Source organism: Streptomyces sp. NPDC107765 (assembly GCF_055657085.1).
Genome location: NZ_JBVKBL010000006.1, coordinates 101,640 through 118,452, shown reverse-complemented (window position 1 = coordinate 118,452; position 16,813 = coordinate 101,640). Strand labels below are relative to the sequence as shown.

The following is a 16,813-nucleotide window of genomic DNA, read 5'->3' as shown; positions in this document are numbered from 1 at the left end:
AGTTGGTCACCGTGGTACCACCTCATCGGTGCGGGGGACCGGAAGGAGTCGCGGGGAAGGTGACCGTGAACTCGGTGTGCCCGGGGCGACTCGTCAGGGCTACCTCTCCGTGGTGGGCGGTGACGACGGCCTCCACGATGGCGAGCCCCAGGCCGGTACCGCCGGCCGCGCGCGAGCGGCTGTGGTCGACGCGGACGAAGCGGCCGAACGCCTCCGGCTGGATCTCCTCGGGAACGCCGGGGCCGTCGTCCAGGATCGTCAACCGGACGTCGTGGTCGTCGGTGGCGAGTCGCACCGTCACGGCGGTCCCGGGCGGGGTGTGGGTCCGGGCGTTGGCGAGCAGATTGCTGACGACCTGGTGCAGGCGGTGTTCGTCACCGGTCATGGTGACGGCTGTCTCGGGGAGGTCGAGCAGCCACCGGTGACGGGGACCGGCCGCCCGCGCGTCGTCGACCGCGTCGAGCACGAGCCGGGTGAGATCCACCGGCCTGCGTTCCAGCGCACGGCCGGCGTCGAGGCGGGCGAGCAGCAGGAGGTCGTCCACCAGCCGGCTCATGCGCTCCGACTCGGCCTGGATGCGCTCCAGGGAACGCCGGATCTCGCCGGGTACCGGCCCTTTGTGCCGGAGGGCGAGCTCCGCGTGCCCCCGGACGTTCGCCACCGGAGTCCGCAGCTCATGGCTGGCGTCGGCGGCGAAGTGCCGCAGCCGGTTCTCGCTGGCGTGGCGGCGCTCCAGTGCGTTACCGACGTGGCCGAGCATCCGGTTGAGGGCGGTACCGACCTGCCCGACCTCCGTGCGCGGGTCGGCCACCGGCACCGGCGCCGGCATCGCCACCTCCCCGCTGGCCAGCGGCAGCTCGGCGACCCGCGCGGCCGTGGTGGTGACGCGCCGCAGGGGGCGTAGCGACAGCCGTACCCACAGTGCGCCCAGGACGCCGGTGACCACGAGCGCCCCGCCGAACACCGCGGCCTCCACCGCCTCCAGCCGGTGCACGGTCTCCTCGACGGGGTGCAGCGGCAGGCCGGTGACCAGGACGTCGCCGTCGTCGCCCGAGACCGCGTTGACGCGGTACCGCCCCAGTGCCGCCAGTCGGACGCTGTGTCCGGAACCGTCGGTGGGCAGGGCCGCCAACGCGCGGCGGTCCTCGGCGGACAGCGGCACCGCGGCATCCGTCTGGTCCCGTACGACGGCCGCCTGGGTGGGTGTGCCGCGCAGCAGCCGGGCGCCGAAGGTGCCGTCGGACTGGCCGCGGGTGTCCGGCCGGTTGTCGGCGTCCGGCCGGGCCTCGTGCTCCAGGCTCACCGCGAACCGGCCCGCGGAGGCGGAGAGTTGCTGGTCCAGGCGGCTCACCAGGAATCCTTCGAGCGCGACGACCGTGGTGATGCCGACCGCCAGGCAGGCCAGCGCCAGCAGGGCGACCAGACCGGCCGTGAGCTGGCTGCGCAGGGTGCGGGGGCCGATCCGCGTCACGAGGACTCCGGCTTGAGGACGTATCCGACCCCGCGGACGGTGTGGATCATCGGGGTCCGGCCGACGTCGATCTTCTTGCGCAGATAGCTGATGTAGAGCTCGACGACGTGGGACCGGCCGCCGAAGTCGTAGGACCAGACGCGGTCCAGGATCTGTGCCTTGGACAGCACCCGCCGTGGGTTGCGCATCAGGAAGCGGAGCAGCTCGAACTCGGTGCGGGACAGTTCGACGAGCTCGCCGGCGCGGAGGACCTCCCGCGCCTCCTCGTCCATCACGAGGTCGCCGACGACCAGCCGGTCGCCGTCCGGCTCACGAGCCATCCCGGCCCGGCGCAGCAGACCGCGCAGCCGCGCCAGCACCTCTTCCAGGCTGAACGGCTTGGTGACGTAGTCGTCACCGCCCGCGGTGATCCCGGCGATCCGGTCCTCGACGGCGTCGCGCGCGGTGAGGAAGAGGACACAGACCGTCTGCAGCTCCCGGCGCAGCAGGTGCAGCACCTGAAGGCCGTCGATGTCGGGCAGCATCCAGTCCAGGACGACGGCGTGCGGGCGGAAGGTCCGTGCCACGGCGAGCGCGGAGGCGCCGTCGGCCGCGCTGCGGACCTCCCAGCCCTCGCCGGCCAGGGCGCCGGAGAGCACCTCGGTGAGGTCCGGCTCGTCGTCGATCACGAGGACCCGTACCGGCGAGCCGTCGGCGCTGTGCAGCGGGGCGGGAGTGCGGTGCATGTGCATGGTGCCTCCAGCATCCCTCGCCCGGTGGCCGGCGGAGGTATGAGCCGGCTCTGAGTTTCCTGTGAATCAGCGGGCGGAGGCGCCGCTCAGAGGGTCTTCAGAGGTTGCGCTGCGACGCTGGCGCCGACCACGGAAGGGAAGCCTCCATGAGCACCGTCTCCGCCACCCGCCGGACATCCACCAGCAGCAGCCCGCCGCGGCGGCCGCCGTCCCTGGCACCCCTGCTCGCGCACGTCGTGATCTGGGCGGGGGCGGCCGGCGTGCTGGCCCTGTGGTGGACCGGTACGGCGTCGGTCGTGGGTCCGGCGGGCTGGCTGACCGGGGCCGGCCGGATCACCGGTCTGCTGGCCGGCTACGCCTGCGCGGTACTGGTCGCGCTGATGGCCCGCGTTCCGCTGCTCGACCACACCCTGGGCACCGACCGCCTGGCGCGCTGGCACGCGGCGGGCGGCCGCTACACCGTCTCGCTGGTGCTCGCGCACATCCTCCTGATCATCTGGGGTTACACCCTCACCACGCGGAACGGCGTCCTGCACGAGGCGACCACCCTCGTCCTCGACTACCCGGACATGCTCAAGGCCACCGCGGGCTTCCTGCTGCTGGTGGGCACCGGTGCCGTCTCCGCGCGGTTCGCCCGCCGCCGGATGAGCTACGAGACCTGGCACTACCTCCACTTCGCCACCTACCTGGCGATCTTTCTCGCCTTCGGTCATCAACTCTCCAACGGCGCCGACTTCGTGGGGCGACGGCCCGCCCAGCTCGCCTGGTACGCCATGTACGCGCTGGTGGCAGCGCTGGTCGCCGGGTACCGCTTCGTCGCTCCGCTATGGCGTGCCCGGCGCCACCGCCTGCGGGTCACCGAGGTCCGCCCGGAGGCGCCGGGCGTGGTCTCGGTGCACCTCACCGGCGAACGGTTGGACGAACTCGGCGCCCGGCCGGGCCAGTTCTTCCGCTGGCGCTTCCTGGCGCCGGGCCTGTGGTGGACCGCCAACCCCTACTCCCTCTCCGCCCCGCCCCTCCCCCACCACCTGCGCATCACCGTGAAGGAGGCCGGCGGCCACAGCGCGGCCCTGGCACGGCTGCGGCCCGGCACCCGGGTGTGGGCCGAGGGCCCGTACGGTGCCTTCACCGAGGCGCGGCGGCGGTGCTCCAAGGTGCTGCTGCTCGCGGGCGGCGTGGGCATCACCCCCCTGCGGGCACTCTTCGAAACCCTCCCCGGCGAGGTCACGCTCGTCTACCGGGCGCGGCGCCCCGAGGACCTCGCGCTGCGCACCGAGCTCGATGCGATCGCCGCGGCCCGCGGCGCGGCCGTGCACTACTTCGTCGATGAACCCGCCGCGTACTCCGCGCCGCTGACGGCCCGCGCACTGGGTCGCCTGGTGCCGGATCTGGCCGCGCACGAGGTGTATCTGTGCGGCCCGCCCGGCATGACCACCGCGGCCCGGCGGGCGCTGCGCGGTGCCGGGATACCCCGACGCCACATCCACCACGAGTCGTTCGAGTTCTGAGGAGCCCGCCGTGCGCCGAGCCGTTCTGACCGCAGCGTCGACCAGCGCACTGGTCGTCCTCCTGCTCTCCCTCAAACCCCACCAGCCCGCCGGGCTGACCGGTGGCCCGGCCCAGTCGGGCGCCGCACCGGCCCCGACGCCCTCCGGACACGCATCACAGGGCAGCCGCCCGGCCGACGGCACCTACACCGGCGCCTCGATCAGTACCCGCTACGGCACCGTGCAGGTCAGGGCCACCGTCAGGGCCGGCCGGCTGACCGCGGTCAAGGTGCTGCGCGCCCCGTCCGGGAACGGTCGCGACCGCGAGATCGCCGCCTACGCCCTGCCGCGCCTGACACAGGAGGCACTGAGCGCGCACAGCGCCCACATCGACGCGGTGTCCGGCGCCAGCTACACCAGTGCGGGATACATCCGGTCCCTGCAGAGCGCACTGGACCGGGCCGGTGTCTGAGCTCCGGCGCGGTCTGCGCCATGTCGAGCAGGCGATGGGCACGGTGTTCTCCTTCGACATCCGCGACGCACGCACCCCCGCCATCGAGGCCGCCGTACACGACGCCGTCGCCTGGCTCCACCACGTCGACGAGGTCTTCTCCACCTACCGCTCCGACAGCGCCATCAGCCGGCTCGCCCGCGGCGAGGTCGGACTCGACGACTGCCCCGCGGAGGTGCGCGAGGTCCTCGACCTCTGCGAACAGGTGGGAGTCGCCACCCGCGGCTGGTTCAGCGCCACCCCGGGCGGCACTCTCGACCCGTCCGGACTGGTGAAGGGCTGGGCGGTCGAACGCGCCGGTCGGCTCCTGCGGGCGGCCGGCGCCCGGCACGCCTGCGTGAACGGCGGCGGAGACCTCCAGCTCAGCGGCGAGGCGGCGCCCGGAGTGCCCTGGCGCATCGGGATCGCCCATCCGCTGCGTCCGGGGGAATTGTGCGCCGTCGTCACCGGCCGCGACCTGGCCGTCGCCACCTCCGGCAGCGCCGAGCGCGGCCCCCACATCCTGGACCCCCGCACCGGCACTCCCGCGGCCGGCCCCGCATCCGTCACGGTGGTCGGCCCCGACCTGACCACGACCGACGCCTACGCCACCGCAGCGTTCGCCATGGGCGCGGGGGCACAGGACTGGCTGGAGGGCCTCGACGGTTACGAGGGTCTCGCGATAACGGCTGACGGTGATACCTGGCATACGACGGGGTTCCCGGGGATCCCGTGTGCCGTTTAGCGCCACGTCAGCAGTTCTTGCAGTTCGTCGGTCACTTCGCCGGCGGTACGGGGCAGTTCGGCGGGGTGGCTCCGGCCGTCAAGTCGTCAGACGTTGTCAGTCGTCGTCCGGGTAGCGCCAGTTGATCGAAGCGGTGGCAGCAGGTGCGAGTGTCTGGATCCGTTGGTGGAAGGCGGCTTCGAAGTGCGGGCGCCACGTATGGAAGCGGCTGATGCCGATCGGGTGGTCCGTTTCGCCGGAGATCCAGTGTCGTCCGCCCTCCACGCTCCACCCGAGGCCGACCTCGTGGTCCTGGAGGCCTTCCGCACGGATCAGTTCGACCAGTCCGCTCAGGACGTACTTGGTCTGCGCCTCGTCGGCCAGCCCGTGCACCTCGAAGTCGAGCATGATGTTGACACCCATGAGCCCATGTTAGGCAGCGGATACGTCCGTCTGGAGTGTGCGGAGTGGTCCTGCCACCAGGCAGCCAGGGGGACAGCGGAGACGCGGCAGGGGAAACGGGCCCTGGTCGGGCGGGTGTTGGCCGGGGTGCGGGTCACTCGGGGTGACGGGCGTGGGCGGCGGTGAGGCGGGCCTCGAAGCCGTCGAGGAGGGACTGGAGGCCGAACGCGAAGGTGTCGTCGGGTGCTGCGGCGTACTCCGTGGCGGCCGTGGTGTCGAGGCGTTCGCGCAGCCGTGGGAATTGCCTGGCGGTCTCGGTGGCGCGGGTCATGGCGTCGGCCATCAGCTGCTCGGCGTCCGCGCCGCTCTTGCTCAGCCGGCGGTTCAGTGAGACCTGTGCGGCAGGGCCGAGCGTGCTGCCGAGCACGAACGTGAGGACGGTGGCGGCCGCCCGGTCCGCGTCGGCGGCGGCGAAACCCGCCTTCTCGTAGATGCCCAGGCTGAGGTCGTTATGGCGGGCCTGGCCGGGGCCGTGCAGGAGGTGGCTGCCGAATGCCTGGCCGAGCCACGGGTGCCGGGTGAGCATCGCGTGCATGCCGGTGGCGTGGGCGGTGGCGGCCGTGCGCCAGTCGGTGGTGTCGAGATCGGGCAGCTCGACCTCGTGCCAGATCGCGTCGCTGGCGAGCCGGACCAGTTCGTCCTTGGTCTTGATGTGCCAGTAGACGGCCGTGGCGGCCGAGCCGAGCCGTTTCGCCAGGCTCCGCATGTTGAGGCCGTCCAGCCCCTCGTCGTCGAGCAGCTCGATGGCCTCACGGACGATCCGGTCTGCGGTCAGTGTGTCTCGCGGCATGGCCGCCATCCTACTTGCACTTAGTTCACGTGCCGTCTTGCACTTTGTTCAAGTGAGACCTACGCTCCTCCTCGTACTTAGTTCAAGTGCCCGAAGGGGGAGCCATGTTGCAGAACAAGCTGTCGGAGTTCGTCACCACGCAGGCCACGGAGTTCGGCGTGCCCGGTGTCGCCGTCGGGGTGCTCCTGGACGGAGAGGAGATCTACGCCTCGCACGGCGTCACGAGCCTCGCCGATCCGTCGCCGGTCGACGAGAAGACGCTGTTCCACCTGGCGTCGGTGTCCAAGACCTTCACGGCGACCGCCCTGATGCGCCTGGTCGCCGAGGGAAAGGTGGACCTGGACGCGCCGGTGCGGCGCTACGTGCCCGAGCTGAAGCTGGCCGACGAGCAGGCCGCGGCGCAGATCACCGTCCTGAACCTGCTCAACCACACCGCGGGCCTGGACTGGAACCTGGTCGACGACGGCGAGGGCGACCGCTCCCTGGCCGGCCTCGTGGCCAAGCTGCCCGCACTGCCGCTGATCGCACCGCCCGGGGCCCGCGCGTCGTACAGCCAGGCCGGATACAACCTGGCCGGGCGGGTGGTCGAGAAGGTCACGGGCCTGCCTTTCGAGCAGGCCATGGCCTCACTCGTCCTGGAGCCGGTGGGCCTGTCCGACACCGTGTACGGACTGGCGGAGGTGATGGTCCGCAAGTTCGCCGTGGGCCACAACCGGGGCGACGACGGCGAACTGCGCGCCGCCCGGCCCTGGGGAGCGTTCAGGGAGGGCGCGCGTCGCGACAACCCCGGGGGCGGCCTCGCCTCCTCGGTGAGCGACCTGCTGCGCTGGGCGCGGTTCCAACTCGGCGACGGGCAGGGCGTGTTGCCCGCCACAGAGCTGCACCGCATGCGGGAGCAGACGGTCGCGCTGCGCGCCAGTACCCTCGGCGACGGCTTCGGCATCTGCTGGTTCCTGCACGACCTGGACGGCCTCCACGGCATCGGCCACGGCGGCTCGGGCAACGGACAGTTCGCCGAACTGCTCATCGTGCCCGAACGCAACTTCGCGGTGGTCTCCCTGGCCAACGCCGGCCCGGACGGCTACCCCTTCAACCAGTCCGTCGTGCGGTGGGCGCTGGAGCACTACCTCGGGGTCGTCGAGAAGACGGCGGAGCCGCTCCCGTACGACGGGGAAAAAGCCCAACAGGTCGTCGGCCGCTACGACATCGACGCCATGAACCTCGACCTCGCCACCGACGGCACCCGCCTCACCCTGGCGGTCGGCATCAAGCCGGAGATCCGGGAGGCATCGGACGAGGAGATGCCCCCGGACTACCCGGCCGCGGCCATCGGCTTCCTTCCCGGCGATGGCGACGAGTACATCGTCATCGAAGGCGGCCTCAAGGGGCAGCGCGGCTACTTCTCCCGCGACGTCGACGGCACCATCACCGGCATCGACCTCGCCGGCCGGCTCTTCCACCGCCTCCCGGGAGCATCCTGATCCCAGGAGGCGCCAAGAAGGCGGAAGGCACCCCTCTACGAAGGCACGCCGGCCAGCCAGACAGCCACGCCATGGTGATGCGAGCAGGTACCCCCTGCTGGCCCCCGACGCCACCGCGACCGGCGACGGCGGCGGACTCGTCACCGCGGCGCCCCACCCCGTCGAAGGCGCCGAGCAGGTCGCACGCTTCTTCGCCGACCGGCCGGGTGCGGCGCCCGGCATGACGCTCGTGGAACGTACGGTCAACGGTCAGCCAGGGTTGGTGGCTCAACTGGACGGCGTCACCGTATCGGTGATGGCCTTCGACGTCGCCGGCGACCGGATCCAGCACATCTGGGCCGTACTCAACCCCGAGAAGCTCCGTTCCTGGGCAACGGGCACGCGAACCCCTTAGTTCAGCCCGGCTGCCGGGTCGCCCGACTGCCCGACTGCCTGGTTGCCTGGCTGCCTCCCGGAGGTTCGGCCCCGTGCCCGTGCCCGCGCCCGCTGCCGTTGCCGTCAGCCGCGGCCGGTGAACTGCTGCCCGACACCGAGGCGGCGCAGGTCGGTGAGGACCTTGGGGTCCTGGGCGTCGAGCCAGTCGCAGAGCTGGCGGAAGGAGACCAGCCGGACGTCCTTGCGCTTTTCGTCGGCGATGTGCTTGAGCGCTTCCTCGACGGCGTCCATGTAGATGCCGCCGTTCCACTGCTCGAAGTGGTTGCCTATGAAGAACGGCGCCCGGTTGGTCTCATAGGCCCGCTGGAAACCGGCGATGTACGCCTGCGCGGCCTGCTGGCGCCAGCCCGGATAGTTGACCGGCGGGGCCTTGGTGGAGTTCTTCGACTGGTTGGCCATGATGTTGTAGTCCATCGAGAGGACCTCGAAGGAGTGGCCGGGGAAGGGCATTTGCTGCAGCGGGAAGTTCCACACCCCCTGCCTCTTGACCGGCCAGACCTGCAGGCCGCCGGGCGAGCTGGCGTCGTAGCGCCAGCCGCGCTTCCGCGCCGTGGGCAGCAGATTGTCCTGGCCGAGCAGACACGGCGTACGGGCGCCGACCAGTTCCTTGCCGTAGTCGAACGGCAGCGGTTCAAGGTCGGTGAAGCCGGTGTTCGTCCGCCACTTGGTGACGAACGACACCGCCTGCTCTATCTCATCGTCCCACTGGGCAGGCGTCCAATGCTTCACCGAACCACGGCTCTCACCGCAGAAATGCCCGTTGAAGTGCGTGCCTATCTCATGGCCCTCCAGCCACGCCGCCCGCACATTCTTCAGCGTCTCCCGGATGTGGTCGTCCTTGAGGTAACCGATGTCGGACGCGCCGACGGGGTTGTTCGGCGGCCGGTACATCCGCTTCTTCGACTCGGGCAACAGATAGAGCCCGGAAAGGAAGAACGTCATCGAGGCATTGTGGTCCCGGGCGAGTTTGCGGAACCGCGGGAAGAGACCATTTCCCACCTCCCCCGCACCGTCCCAGGAAAAGACCACGAACTGCGGCGGCTTCTGCCCCGGCGCCAACCGCTCCGGCCTGGGCGGTTGATGGGGCTGCTTACCGGTGTACGCGGTCGAGCCGTCGCCTATCGGCTTGCCCTGCGGCCCCTTTCCACGCTTCGTCGCGGACTCGGTCCCGACCTTGTCCGAGTCCGACCCGGCGGAGGAGCAGCCGGCGACCGACAGCGCCGCTGCCGCGCCTGCGCCGAGACCGAGCATGCCCCTACGGCTGAATTCCCGCATAACTGAACCAATCGCGATTATTGCCCAGACGCCCCCTATCGGGACGTCCTGTGAGAGGGGTTGATCAACGCCGCGGTTCCTTCGCGGCGGCGGAACTTCGCAGCGTGGTCGGAGTGTCGACGGAGGGTCATAGAGGCGGTGGCCCGCACCCATACATCCGCTGTGGGAATGCGGGCGGGAATACGGGCACGAATACGGCCAGACAGGAATGCGGGGCCACTCCAGTGAGACGGCCACGCCCTTGAGGCTCGGGGCGGAGGCGTGGCGTAGGCGCGGCAGAGACGTGGCGGAGGCGTGGCGCGGAGAGAGCCGACGACTCCCGCCGGGTGGTCAGTTCATGAGTCCTGTCTGGTGCGCCAGCAGTGCGGCCTGGACGCGGCTGCCGCAGCCGGTCTTCTCCAGGATCGACCTGACATGGGTCTTGACCGTTCCCACGCCGATGCCGAGCCGCTTGGCGATCCCCGGGTTCGAGAGTCCCTCGCCCAGCATCACCAGGACCTCGCGCTCCCGGCCGGTCAGGCCCGCCACCCTGCTGCCCGGTTCGGTCGCTCCGCCGCCGCTCAGCATCCGGCGGATGACGGTGCCGGTGACGCCGGGCGAGAGCACCGCGTCCCCCGCGGCCGCCGCCCGTACCGCGCTGATCAGCTCCTGCGGGCCGGCGTCCTTGAGCAGGAAGCCGGTGGCGCCGGACCGTAGCGCGCGGAGGACGTTGTCGTCCTCGCCGAAGGTGGTGAGCATGACCACCTGCGGCGTGGGGTCGAGGGCGACCAGTGGTTCGACGGCCGACAGCCCGTCGAGCACGGGCATGCGGATGTCGAGGAGCACCACGTCGGGCCGGTGTTCGGCGGTGCGCCGGACGGCCTCGGCGCCGTTGACGGCCTCGGCCACCACGTCGATGCCGTCGGCGTGCCGGAGGATCAGCCGGATGCCGTGCCGGATCATCTCCTCGTCGTCGGCGAGCAGCACCCGGATCGCCGTGCCCGGCCGGAGGCCCGCGGAGTTGGCCTGGTCAGTCATGTGTCGTTCTCCCAGGGTGGGGTGGGGTCGGCTGTTCGGTCACGATCGGCACGGTGAAACGGTCGATCGCGATCAAGGTGTCGGCCCGGAAGCAGTAGCGGACGATCTCCAGTCGGCCGCCCTTGGCCACCCCGGCGCCCCACGGGTACATGCAGTCGGTCGCGGACGACGGCCGGGGCGGCTCGCGCCCGGCGGCGGCCGCGCGCACCGTGTCGTCGTCCCCGGACACCACCCGCTGCACCTGCTCCCGGCTCATGCCCACCCGGGGTTTTTCGGGGCTGCGGTAGACCGGACCGTACGCGTCGACCACCAGCGCGGCGCCGAACAGCATCATCACGCCCACCCCCACGAGGCCGAGCAGCCCGGTGACGGCCCCGGCGAGGCGCCGTTGGAGGGTGGAGAGCCCGCCGTCGGACCCGACGGTGCGGGCCGGCTCGTTCTCGTCCGGCTCCACGTCCGCCGTTTCCGCACCGAACCGGGGGTCGGCAGGGATGTCGGCCGCCAGGGCGAAGCCGCCGTCCGGCGTGCGGCCGGCCTCCAGGTCGCCGCCGAGCAGTGTCACCCGCTCCCGCAGCCCGATCAGCCCGCGCCCGGTGCCGAGCCCGGTCGTGGCGGCGGGCGGGACGGGCGGCACGCCGTTGCGCACCCGCACCTCGACCAGCGCGTCGCCGTGGCGCACGGTCACGGTGACCTGGGCCCCGGCCGCGTACCGGTGGACGTTGGTCAGCGACTCGCGCACCACCCGGTGGACCGCCCGGCGCACCCGGGCCGGCCGCGCCTCGAGATCCGGCCCTTCCCAGCGGAACTCGACGGGGATACCGCCGCTGCGCGACTCCGCGATCAGCGCCTCGATGTCCGCACGCGTACCCGTGGCATCCGTCAGCGCATCGGTTCCGGTGTCCCGGCCCAACGGGCCGAGGACGCCCAGCACTTCCCGCAGTTCCTGCATCGCGTCCCGGCTGGCCTGGCCCACCACGGCGGCCTCGTCCCGCAGCTCGGGCGCGGTCCTGCCGAGCGCCATCTCCAGACCACCCGCGTGCAGGGAGACCAGGCTCAGCCGGTGCCCGACCAGATCGTGCATCTCCGCGGCGATCCGCGACCGCTCGCGCACCCGCGCCTCGCTGTCCGCCAGCCGCCGCGCCTCCTCGGCAGCGGCCGTACGCTCCCGCCACGCCCGCAGCAGCCGGTCCTGCTGGCCCGCGGCGGCACCGACCAGCCCGGGCACGATCACCGTGGTCACGGCGAGCACCGCACCCAGCGCAAGACCGAACGACCAGCTGCCCGGCCCCCGTACGGGAGCGGACACGGCACAGGTCGCCATCGCCGAGGCGGCCGCCACCAGCAGAAGAGCGACCCGCCGCCGCGGCGTCTCGCGCTGTCGGGTCGAGGTGTGGGCGGCGACCGCGGTCAGCAGCGCCACCGAAGGCACCACTCCCATCAGCGCCGCCAGCCCCACCACGCCGGCCACCGGGAAGCGGCGCCGCACCACCACCAGTGCGACGCCGATGAGTCCCAGGGCCGCCGCCGCGCCCCGCAGCCTGGCGTCGAGCTCCGACTCGCCCTGGTAGGTGAGCAGTACCAGCGCCAGGGCCGCCACCGCCTCGCCCGCCGCCCGCCACAGCTGCCGCCCGTCCTCGCCGGGGCCCGCGAAGAGGCTGCGGCCAGGAGGAGGGATTGCGGAGGCGGACGGTGCGCTGGAGGACATGAGGTCGATTATCGGGGGCCCGGTACGGCGTCCCCTTACTCCTTGGGGGCGACCCGCCCTCTACCGAAAGACAGAGGCTCCGGAAGGACAGCGGCTCCGGAGCGGGGCCCGAAGGGGTGGCGTCAGGCGCGGCCCGCGGCGAGGTCCATCAGGCGGGCGAGGACCCGGTCGCCGGAGGCGTGGAGCCCGTCGTGTTCCCACTCGTTGGTGACCCAGACCCGGGCGGCGCCGATCTTGCGGGCGGTGTCCAGGGACAGGCCCGCGTCCACGTACATGTCGTCGTGGTAGACGATCGCGGCGAGCGGGACCCGGTTGGCGGCGAGGCGGTCCGGGTCGTACAGGGGCGGCCAGTCGGTGCGCCGGGCGAGAAGGTCGGCGGCCTGCGCGAAGGGACGCAGACCGCGGATGTCCTCGAACATCCAGCGGTAGATCATCTCGCCGGTGAGCAGCAGCGGGTCCGCGGCCTCGGTGAATTCGGGGAACGCGGCGAGGGCCCGGGAGGCCGCCCAGCCGGTGGGGCCGGCGCCCTGGCCGTACAGGGATTCCTGGAGGACGGCGTAGAGCGGGTTGTCGGTGAAGCCCGTCAGGTTCATCACCTGGTAGAGGAAGGTGTCGGTCGGTTCGCCGGCGCCGTCCAGTGCTTCGTCGAGCAGCCAGTGCAGGCGCTCGAACCCGTCGCCCATGCCGAGCAGCAGGCCGAGGGTGCGCAGCCGGCGGACGGTGAGCCGGTCCCCGTCGGGCAGGCGGATGTCCTGCGCGGTGAGCAGCTCGGCCACCTGGCGCAGGCAGCGGGCGTCGTCGGGGTAGCGGGCGTAGAACTCGTGGACGCGGTCGCGCACGCGTGGGTAGGTGCGGGCGTAGACGTCGTCGGCGGTGGCCGTGAGGCCGGGCAGGCCGCCGGCGACGTAGCAGGCCCGGAGTCCTTCCGGGGCCTGGGAGAGGTAGGTGAGGGTGAGGAAGCCGCCGTAGCTCTGGCCGAGTGTCTCCCAGGGCTTCCCGCCGCACAGCGCGTGGCGGATGAGCTCGGCGTCGGCGACGATCGAGTCCGCCCTGAAGTAGCCCAGGTAGGCGGCGAGTTGGGCCGGGTCGCGGAAGCGCGCGGCGGCCCGTGCGGTGAGGGGGGTGGAGCGGCCGGTGCCGCGCTGGTCGAGGAGGAGGACGCGGTGCGTGGTCAGCGCGTGGGCCAGCCAGCCGGGCGAGGTGGTCGACGGGCGGGGGGACTTGCCGCCCGGGCCGCCCTGCAGATACAGCAGCCAGGGCAGTTCCTCGCCGGCGCGGGAGCGGTCGGTGATCTCGCGGGCGAAGACGCGTATCGTCTCGCCGCCGGGGGCGGCGTGGTCCAGGGGGACCGTGAAGGTGTGGTCGACGGTGGTGTATGCGGGGTTCATGGGCCCTTCCCGGGGGCGTGGGTGAGGTGTGGTCCGGGCGATCCGGGACAGTCTGTGGTCACCGCCGGCGCCGGGGGAACTCCCGCTCGGCCATCACGCCGTGTTGTGCCCGGTCCGGCGCGGCCCGGCACTGCCCGGGCACGCCCCGGGCGTGGTCCGGTCGTCAGCGGGAGCTCAGGCGGGCGTTGCGGCCGCGCCGTGCGGGGATGCGGTCCTGTGCGCTCCGCGCCCACAGGGAGCGCACATGGCCCAGGTGGCGGGCCATGCACTTCTCGGCGGCCTTGGCGTCCCCGGCCACCATCAGGTCGAGGAGTTCGATGTGCTCCTCGGCCGAGGGGAGCAGCTGGTCGCGTTCGTCCAGGGCGGTCAGGCCGTACAGGCGGGAGCGCTTGCGCAGGTCGCCGACGGTCTCCACGAGCCGGTCGTTTCCGGCGAGGGCGAGGAGGGAGAGGTGGAACTGGCGGTCGGCGTCGAGGTAACCGATGAGGTCGTGATCGCGGGCGGCGCGCACGATCTCCTCGGCGACCGGGCGCAGCGCCTCCAGGTCCTCGCGGGACGCGCTGCGCGTGATGCGGCCGATCATGGGGACCTCGATGAGGGTGCGGATCTCGGTGTACTGGTCGAGGTCGCGCTCGTTGACCTCGGTGACCCGGAAGCCCTTGTTGCGGACGGGCTCGACCAGACCTTCGCGGGCCAGGTCGAGCATCGCCTCGCGCACCGGCGTCGCGGAGATGCCGAAGTCCTCCGCGAGGCCGGGCGCCGAGTAGACCTCGCCGGGGCGGAGTTCGCCCGAGATGAGGGCCGCCCGGAGGTGGTGGGCGACCTGGTCGCGCAGGCGCTCCCTGGTGGTGTTGAGGTTGCGCTGCGTGAGGTGGCCCATGACGTGGTGTTTCCCTTCGTGCCCTGTCCCTCGTGGCCGAGCGGATCACCAGCGTACAATGTCACGTTGTTTTCGCAGGTGGCTACGGGTGTGCGGGAGCGAGGGTGTAGGTGCGGGTCGAGGTGTAGAAGTCCAGGGCGGCGCGGCCCTGTTCGCGCGGTCCGTGGCTGGATGCCTTGGTACCGCCGAACGGCAGGTGGAAGTCGACGCCGGTGGAGGGGGCGTTGATCCGGATCATGCCGGTGTCGAGCCGGTCGAGTCCGTGCAGGGCCGTGTCGAGGGATGCCGTGTGCACCGAGGTGACCAGGCCGTACGGCACGGAGTTGGTCATCCGCACCGCCCCGTCCAGGTCGTCGGCGCGGAGCAGTACGGCGACCGGGCCGAAGGTCTCTTCCCGTAGGAGCGGGTGGTCAGGGGGGACGTTCTCCAGCAGGGACGGTGCCGCGTACCAGCCGTCGCTCCCGGTGGGCGCGGGGGTGGTCACGAGGTCGGGCAGTCCCCGGCGGGCCTCGACGACGCGGTCGCGGGCCGGCTCGTTGATGAGCGGGCCGCAGACGGTGGCGGGGTCGGTGGGGGCGCCCACCGGCAGGGCCCGCAGATGGGCGGCGAGCGCCTCGCGCAGCGGTGCGAGGGCGGCGCCCACGGCGATCACGCGGCTGGTGGCGGTGCACTTCTGGCCGGCGTATCCGGCGATCGCGGCGGCGATGTGGGCGGCCGCGGTGTCCATGTCGGCGTCCGGCAGGACGATCGCCGCGTTGAGCCCGCCCATCTCCGCCTGTACGGGGACGCCCCGGGCGGTGGCGGTCCCTGCGACGGCCCGGCCGACCGCGGTGGAGCCGGTGAAGGAGACGACGTCGGCGGACGAGACGACGGCGTCCCCCTCGGTGGCACCGCCGGGCAGCACGGTGAACACCCCGGTGGGCAGGCCCTGTTGCACGATCTCGGCCAGGCGCAGCGCGCAGGCGGTGGCGTCGGGTGCGGGTTTCAGTACGACCGTGTTGCCGGCTGCGAGGGCGGGGGCCGCCTTCCAGGTGGGGATGGCGAACGGGAAGTTCCAGGGGGTGATCAGGCCGGCGACGCCGTGCGGACGGCGGCGGGTCACCAGCAGTCCCGGGCCGGCGGCCGTCTCGTGGACGGCACCGGTGGGGTCGTACGGGGCCTGGGCGTAGTAGCGCCAGATCGCGGCGGTGCGGGCCACCTCGGCGCGGGCTTCGGTGACCGGTTTGCCCACCTCGCGTACGGCGAGCGCGGTCAGCTCGTCCGCGGCCGCCTCGACGGCGGTGGCGATGGTACCGAGGGCGGCCGCGCGGGCGGCCGCGCCGCCGAGCAGCCAGCCGGGCTGTGCGGTGCGGGCGCGTTCGACGGCGTCGGCGGCGGCGAACGCGCCGGGCGCGGCGGTCTCCACGACCACGTCGGAGGGGTCGGCCGGGTTGCGGGAGACAACCGGGGCCAGGGCGGTGCTCACAGGAGGAAACCTCCGGGGAAGGGGTCGTCGGGGTCCAGGAAGTACTGGGCGGTGCCGGTGATCCAGGCCCGCCCGGTGATGCGCGGTACGACGGCGGGCACTCCCCCGATCTCCGTCTCCTCGACGAGCCGCCCGGTGAACCGGGTGCCGATGAAGGATTCGTTGACGAAGTCGCGGTGCAGGGGGAGGGCGCCGCGGGCGTGCAACTGGGCCATCCGCGCGCTGGTGCCGGTGCCGCACGGCGAGCGGTCGAACCAGCCCGGGTGGATGGCCATGGCGTGCCGGGAGTGGTGGGCGTCCGAGCCCGGGGCGGCGAGGTAGACGTGTTTGACGCCCGCGATCTCCGGCCGGGTCGGGTGGACCGGCCGGTCGGGCGAGGCGTTGATCGCGTCCATGAGGGCGAGGCCGGCGGCGAGCAGATCGTCCTTGCGGGCGCGGTCGAACGGCAGCCCCAGGGCGTCAAGGTCGACGAAGGCGTAGAAGTTCCCGCCGTAGGCGAGGTCGTACGTCACCGTGCCGTGGCCCGGCACCTCCGCCGTGAGGTCGAGGCCGACGCAGAAGGCGGGCACGTTGGTGAGGGTGACGGCCGTGGCCCGTCCGTCCTCGACCTGCACATCGACGCTGATCAGGCCGGCGGGGGTGTCGAGGCGGACGGTGGTCACGGGCTCGGTGACCTCGACCATGCCGGTCTCGACGAGGACGGTGGCCACCCCGATGGTGCCGTGTCCGCACATCGGCAGGAGGCCGGAGACCTCGATGAACAGCACGCCGTAATCGGCGGCGGGCCGGGTCGGGGGCTGGAGGATGGCGCCGCTCATGGAGGCGTGGCCCCGCGGCTCGTACATGAGCAGGGTGCGCAGGTGGTCCAGGTGCTCGATGAAGTGCAGCCGGCGCTCGGCCATGGTGGTGCCGGGGATCACCCCGACGCCACCGGTGATCACGCGGGTGGGCATGCCTTCGGTGTGGGAGTCGACGGCGTGGAAGACGTGGCGGGTGCGCATGATCTCCTCCC

Annotated in this window: 16 protein-coding genes; 5 read left to right on the top strand and 11 right to left on the bottom strand. The window is 72.3% G+C overall.

The window, feature by feature from the left end:
• Window positions 1-22: 22 nt before the first annotated feature.
• Both ACZ7MX_RS16845 and ACZ7MX_RS16840 read right to left on the bottom strand, forming a co-directional pair.
• Window positions 23-1,471 carry a sensor histidine kinase gene (locus ACZ7MX_RS16845; protein WP_472132744.1) on the bottom strand — a complete coding sequence of 483 codons (1,449 nt, stop codon included), beginning with the start codon at window positions 1,469-1,471 and terminating at the stop codon, window positions 23-25.
• On the bottom strand, window positions 1,468-2,202 hold the full coding sequence (locus ACZ7MX_RS16840) for a response regulator transcription factor (RefSeq protein ID WP_030813837.1): 735 nt from the start codon (window positions 2,200-2,202) through the stop codon (window positions 1,468-1,470). The genes ACZ7MX_RS16845 and ACZ7MX_RS16840 overlap by 4 nt, the downstream gene beginning before the upstream one ends.
• A gap of 146 nt (window positions 2,203-2,348) precedes the next feature.
• Between ACZ7MX_RS16840 and ACZ7MX_RS16835 the strand changes: the two genes are divergently transcribed.
• The 3 genes from ACZ7MX_RS16835 to ACZ7MX_RS16825 are packed head-to-tail and all read left to right on the top strand — an operon-like array spanning window position 2,349 to window position 4,924.
• Complete coding sequence (locus ACZ7MX_RS16835; protein WP_472132742.1) at window positions 2,349-3,710, top strand: ferredoxin reductase family protein; 1,362 nt, start codon at window positions 2,349-2,351, stop codon at window positions 3,708-3,710.
• A gap of 10 nt (window positions 3,711-3,720) precedes the next feature.
• Entirely contained in the window at window positions 3,721-4,161 is a 441-nt protein-coding gene (locus ACZ7MX_RS16830; protein WP_472132740.1) for an FMN-binding protein, read from the top strand.
• Complete coding sequence (locus ACZ7MX_RS16825) at window positions 4,154-4,924, top strand: FAD:protein FMN transferase (protein ID WP_472132738.1); 771 nt, start codon at window positions 4,154-4,156, stop codon at window positions 4,922-4,924. Before ACZ7MX_RS16830 ends, ACZ7MX_RS16825 begins: the two co-directional genes overlap by 8 nt.
• Window positions 4,925-5,020: 96 nt before the next feature.
• On the opposite strand, the gene ACZ7MX_RS16820 is transcribed toward ACZ7MX_RS16825, so the two are convergent.
• Window positions 5,021-5,326, bottom strand: coding sequence for a hypothetical protein (locus ACZ7MX_RS16820; protein ID WP_472132736.1), 306 nt, complete (start codon window positions 5,324-5,326; stop codon window positions 5,021-5,023).
• Window positions 5,327-5,459: 133 nt separating this feature from the next.
• On the bottom strand, window positions 5,460-6,155 hold the full coding sequence (locus ACZ7MX_RS16815) for a TetR/AcrR family transcriptional regulator (RefSeq protein WP_472132734.1): 696 nt from the start codon (window positions 6,153-6,155) through the stop codon (window positions 5,460-5,462).
• Window positions 6,156-6,259: 104 nt separating this feature from the next.
• Here ACZ7MX_RS16815 and ACZ7MX_RS16810 point away from each other — a divergent pair, with 104 nt between their 5' ends.
• Together ACZ7MX_RS16810 and ACZ7MX_RS16805 are read left to right on the top strand one after the other, a co-directional pair.
• Window positions 6,260-7,636, top strand: coding sequence for a serine hydrolase domain-containing protein (locus tag ACZ7MX_RS16810; RefSeq protein WP_472132732.1), 1,377 nt, complete (start codon window positions 6,260-6,262; stop codon window positions 7,634-7,636).
• Between the two features lie 220 nt (window positions 7,637-7,856).
• Window positions 7,857-8,030, top strand: coding sequence for a hypothetical protein (locus tag ACZ7MX_RS16805; protein ID WP_472132730.1), 174 nt, complete (start codon window positions 7,857-7,859; stop codon window positions 8,028-8,030).
• Between the two features lie 104 nt (window positions 8,031-8,134).
• On the opposite strand, the gene ACZ7MX_RS16800 is transcribed toward ACZ7MX_RS16805, so the two are convergent.
• The 7 genes from ACZ7MX_RS16800 to ACZ7MX_RS16770 all read right to left on the bottom strand — a co-directional run bounded on the left by ACZ7MX_RS16800 (window position 8,135) and on the right by ACZ7MX_RS16770 (window position 16,802).
• Complete coding sequence (locus tag ACZ7MX_RS16800; RefSeq protein ID WP_472132728.1) at window positions 8,135-9,346, bottom strand: polysaccharide deacetylase family protein; 1,212 nt, start codon at window positions 9,344-9,346, stop codon at window positions 8,135-8,137.
• A 330-nt stretch (window positions 9,347-9,676) separates the two neighbouring features.
• Window positions 9,677-10,363 carry a response regulator gene (locus ACZ7MX_RS16795; RefSeq protein ID WP_472132727.1) on the bottom strand — a complete coding sequence of 229 codons (687 nt, stop codon included), beginning with the start codon at window positions 10,361-10,363 and terminating at the stop codon, window positions 9,677-9,679.
• Window positions 10,356-12,068, bottom strand: a complete 1,713-nt coding sequence (locus ACZ7MX_RS16790; protein WP_472132725.1) for a sensor histidine kinase — start codon at window positions 12,066-12,068, stop codon at window positions 10,356-10,358. The genes ACZ7MX_RS16795 and ACZ7MX_RS16790 overlap by 8 nt, the downstream gene beginning before the upstream one ends.
• A 122-nt stretch (window positions 12,069-12,190) precedes the next feature.
• Entirely contained in the window at window positions 12,191-13,456 is a 1,266-nt protein-coding gene (locus ACZ7MX_RS16785) for an alpha/beta fold hydrolase (protein WP_472132724.1), read from the bottom strand.
• A gap of 163 nt (window positions 13,457-13,619) precedes the next feature.
• Entirely contained in the window at window positions 13,620-14,336 is a 717-nt protein-coding gene (locus ACZ7MX_RS16780) for a GntR family transcriptional regulator (protein ID WP_472132722.1), read from the bottom strand.
• An 82-nt stretch (window positions 14,337-14,418) separates the two neighbouring features.
• Window positions 14,419-15,801, bottom strand: a complete 1,383-nt coding sequence (locus ACZ7MX_RS16775) for an aldehyde dehydrogenase family protein (protein ID WP_472132720.1) — start codon at window positions 15,799-15,801, stop codon at window positions 14,419-14,421.
• Entirely contained in the window at window positions 15,798-16,802 is a 1,005-nt protein-coding gene (locus tag ACZ7MX_RS16770; RefSeq protein ID WP_472132718.1) for a proline racemase family protein, read from the bottom strand. Before ACZ7MX_RS16770 ends, ACZ7MX_RS16775 begins: the two co-directional genes overlap by 4 nt.
• Between the last annotated feature and the right edge of the window lie 11 nt (window positions 16,803-16,813).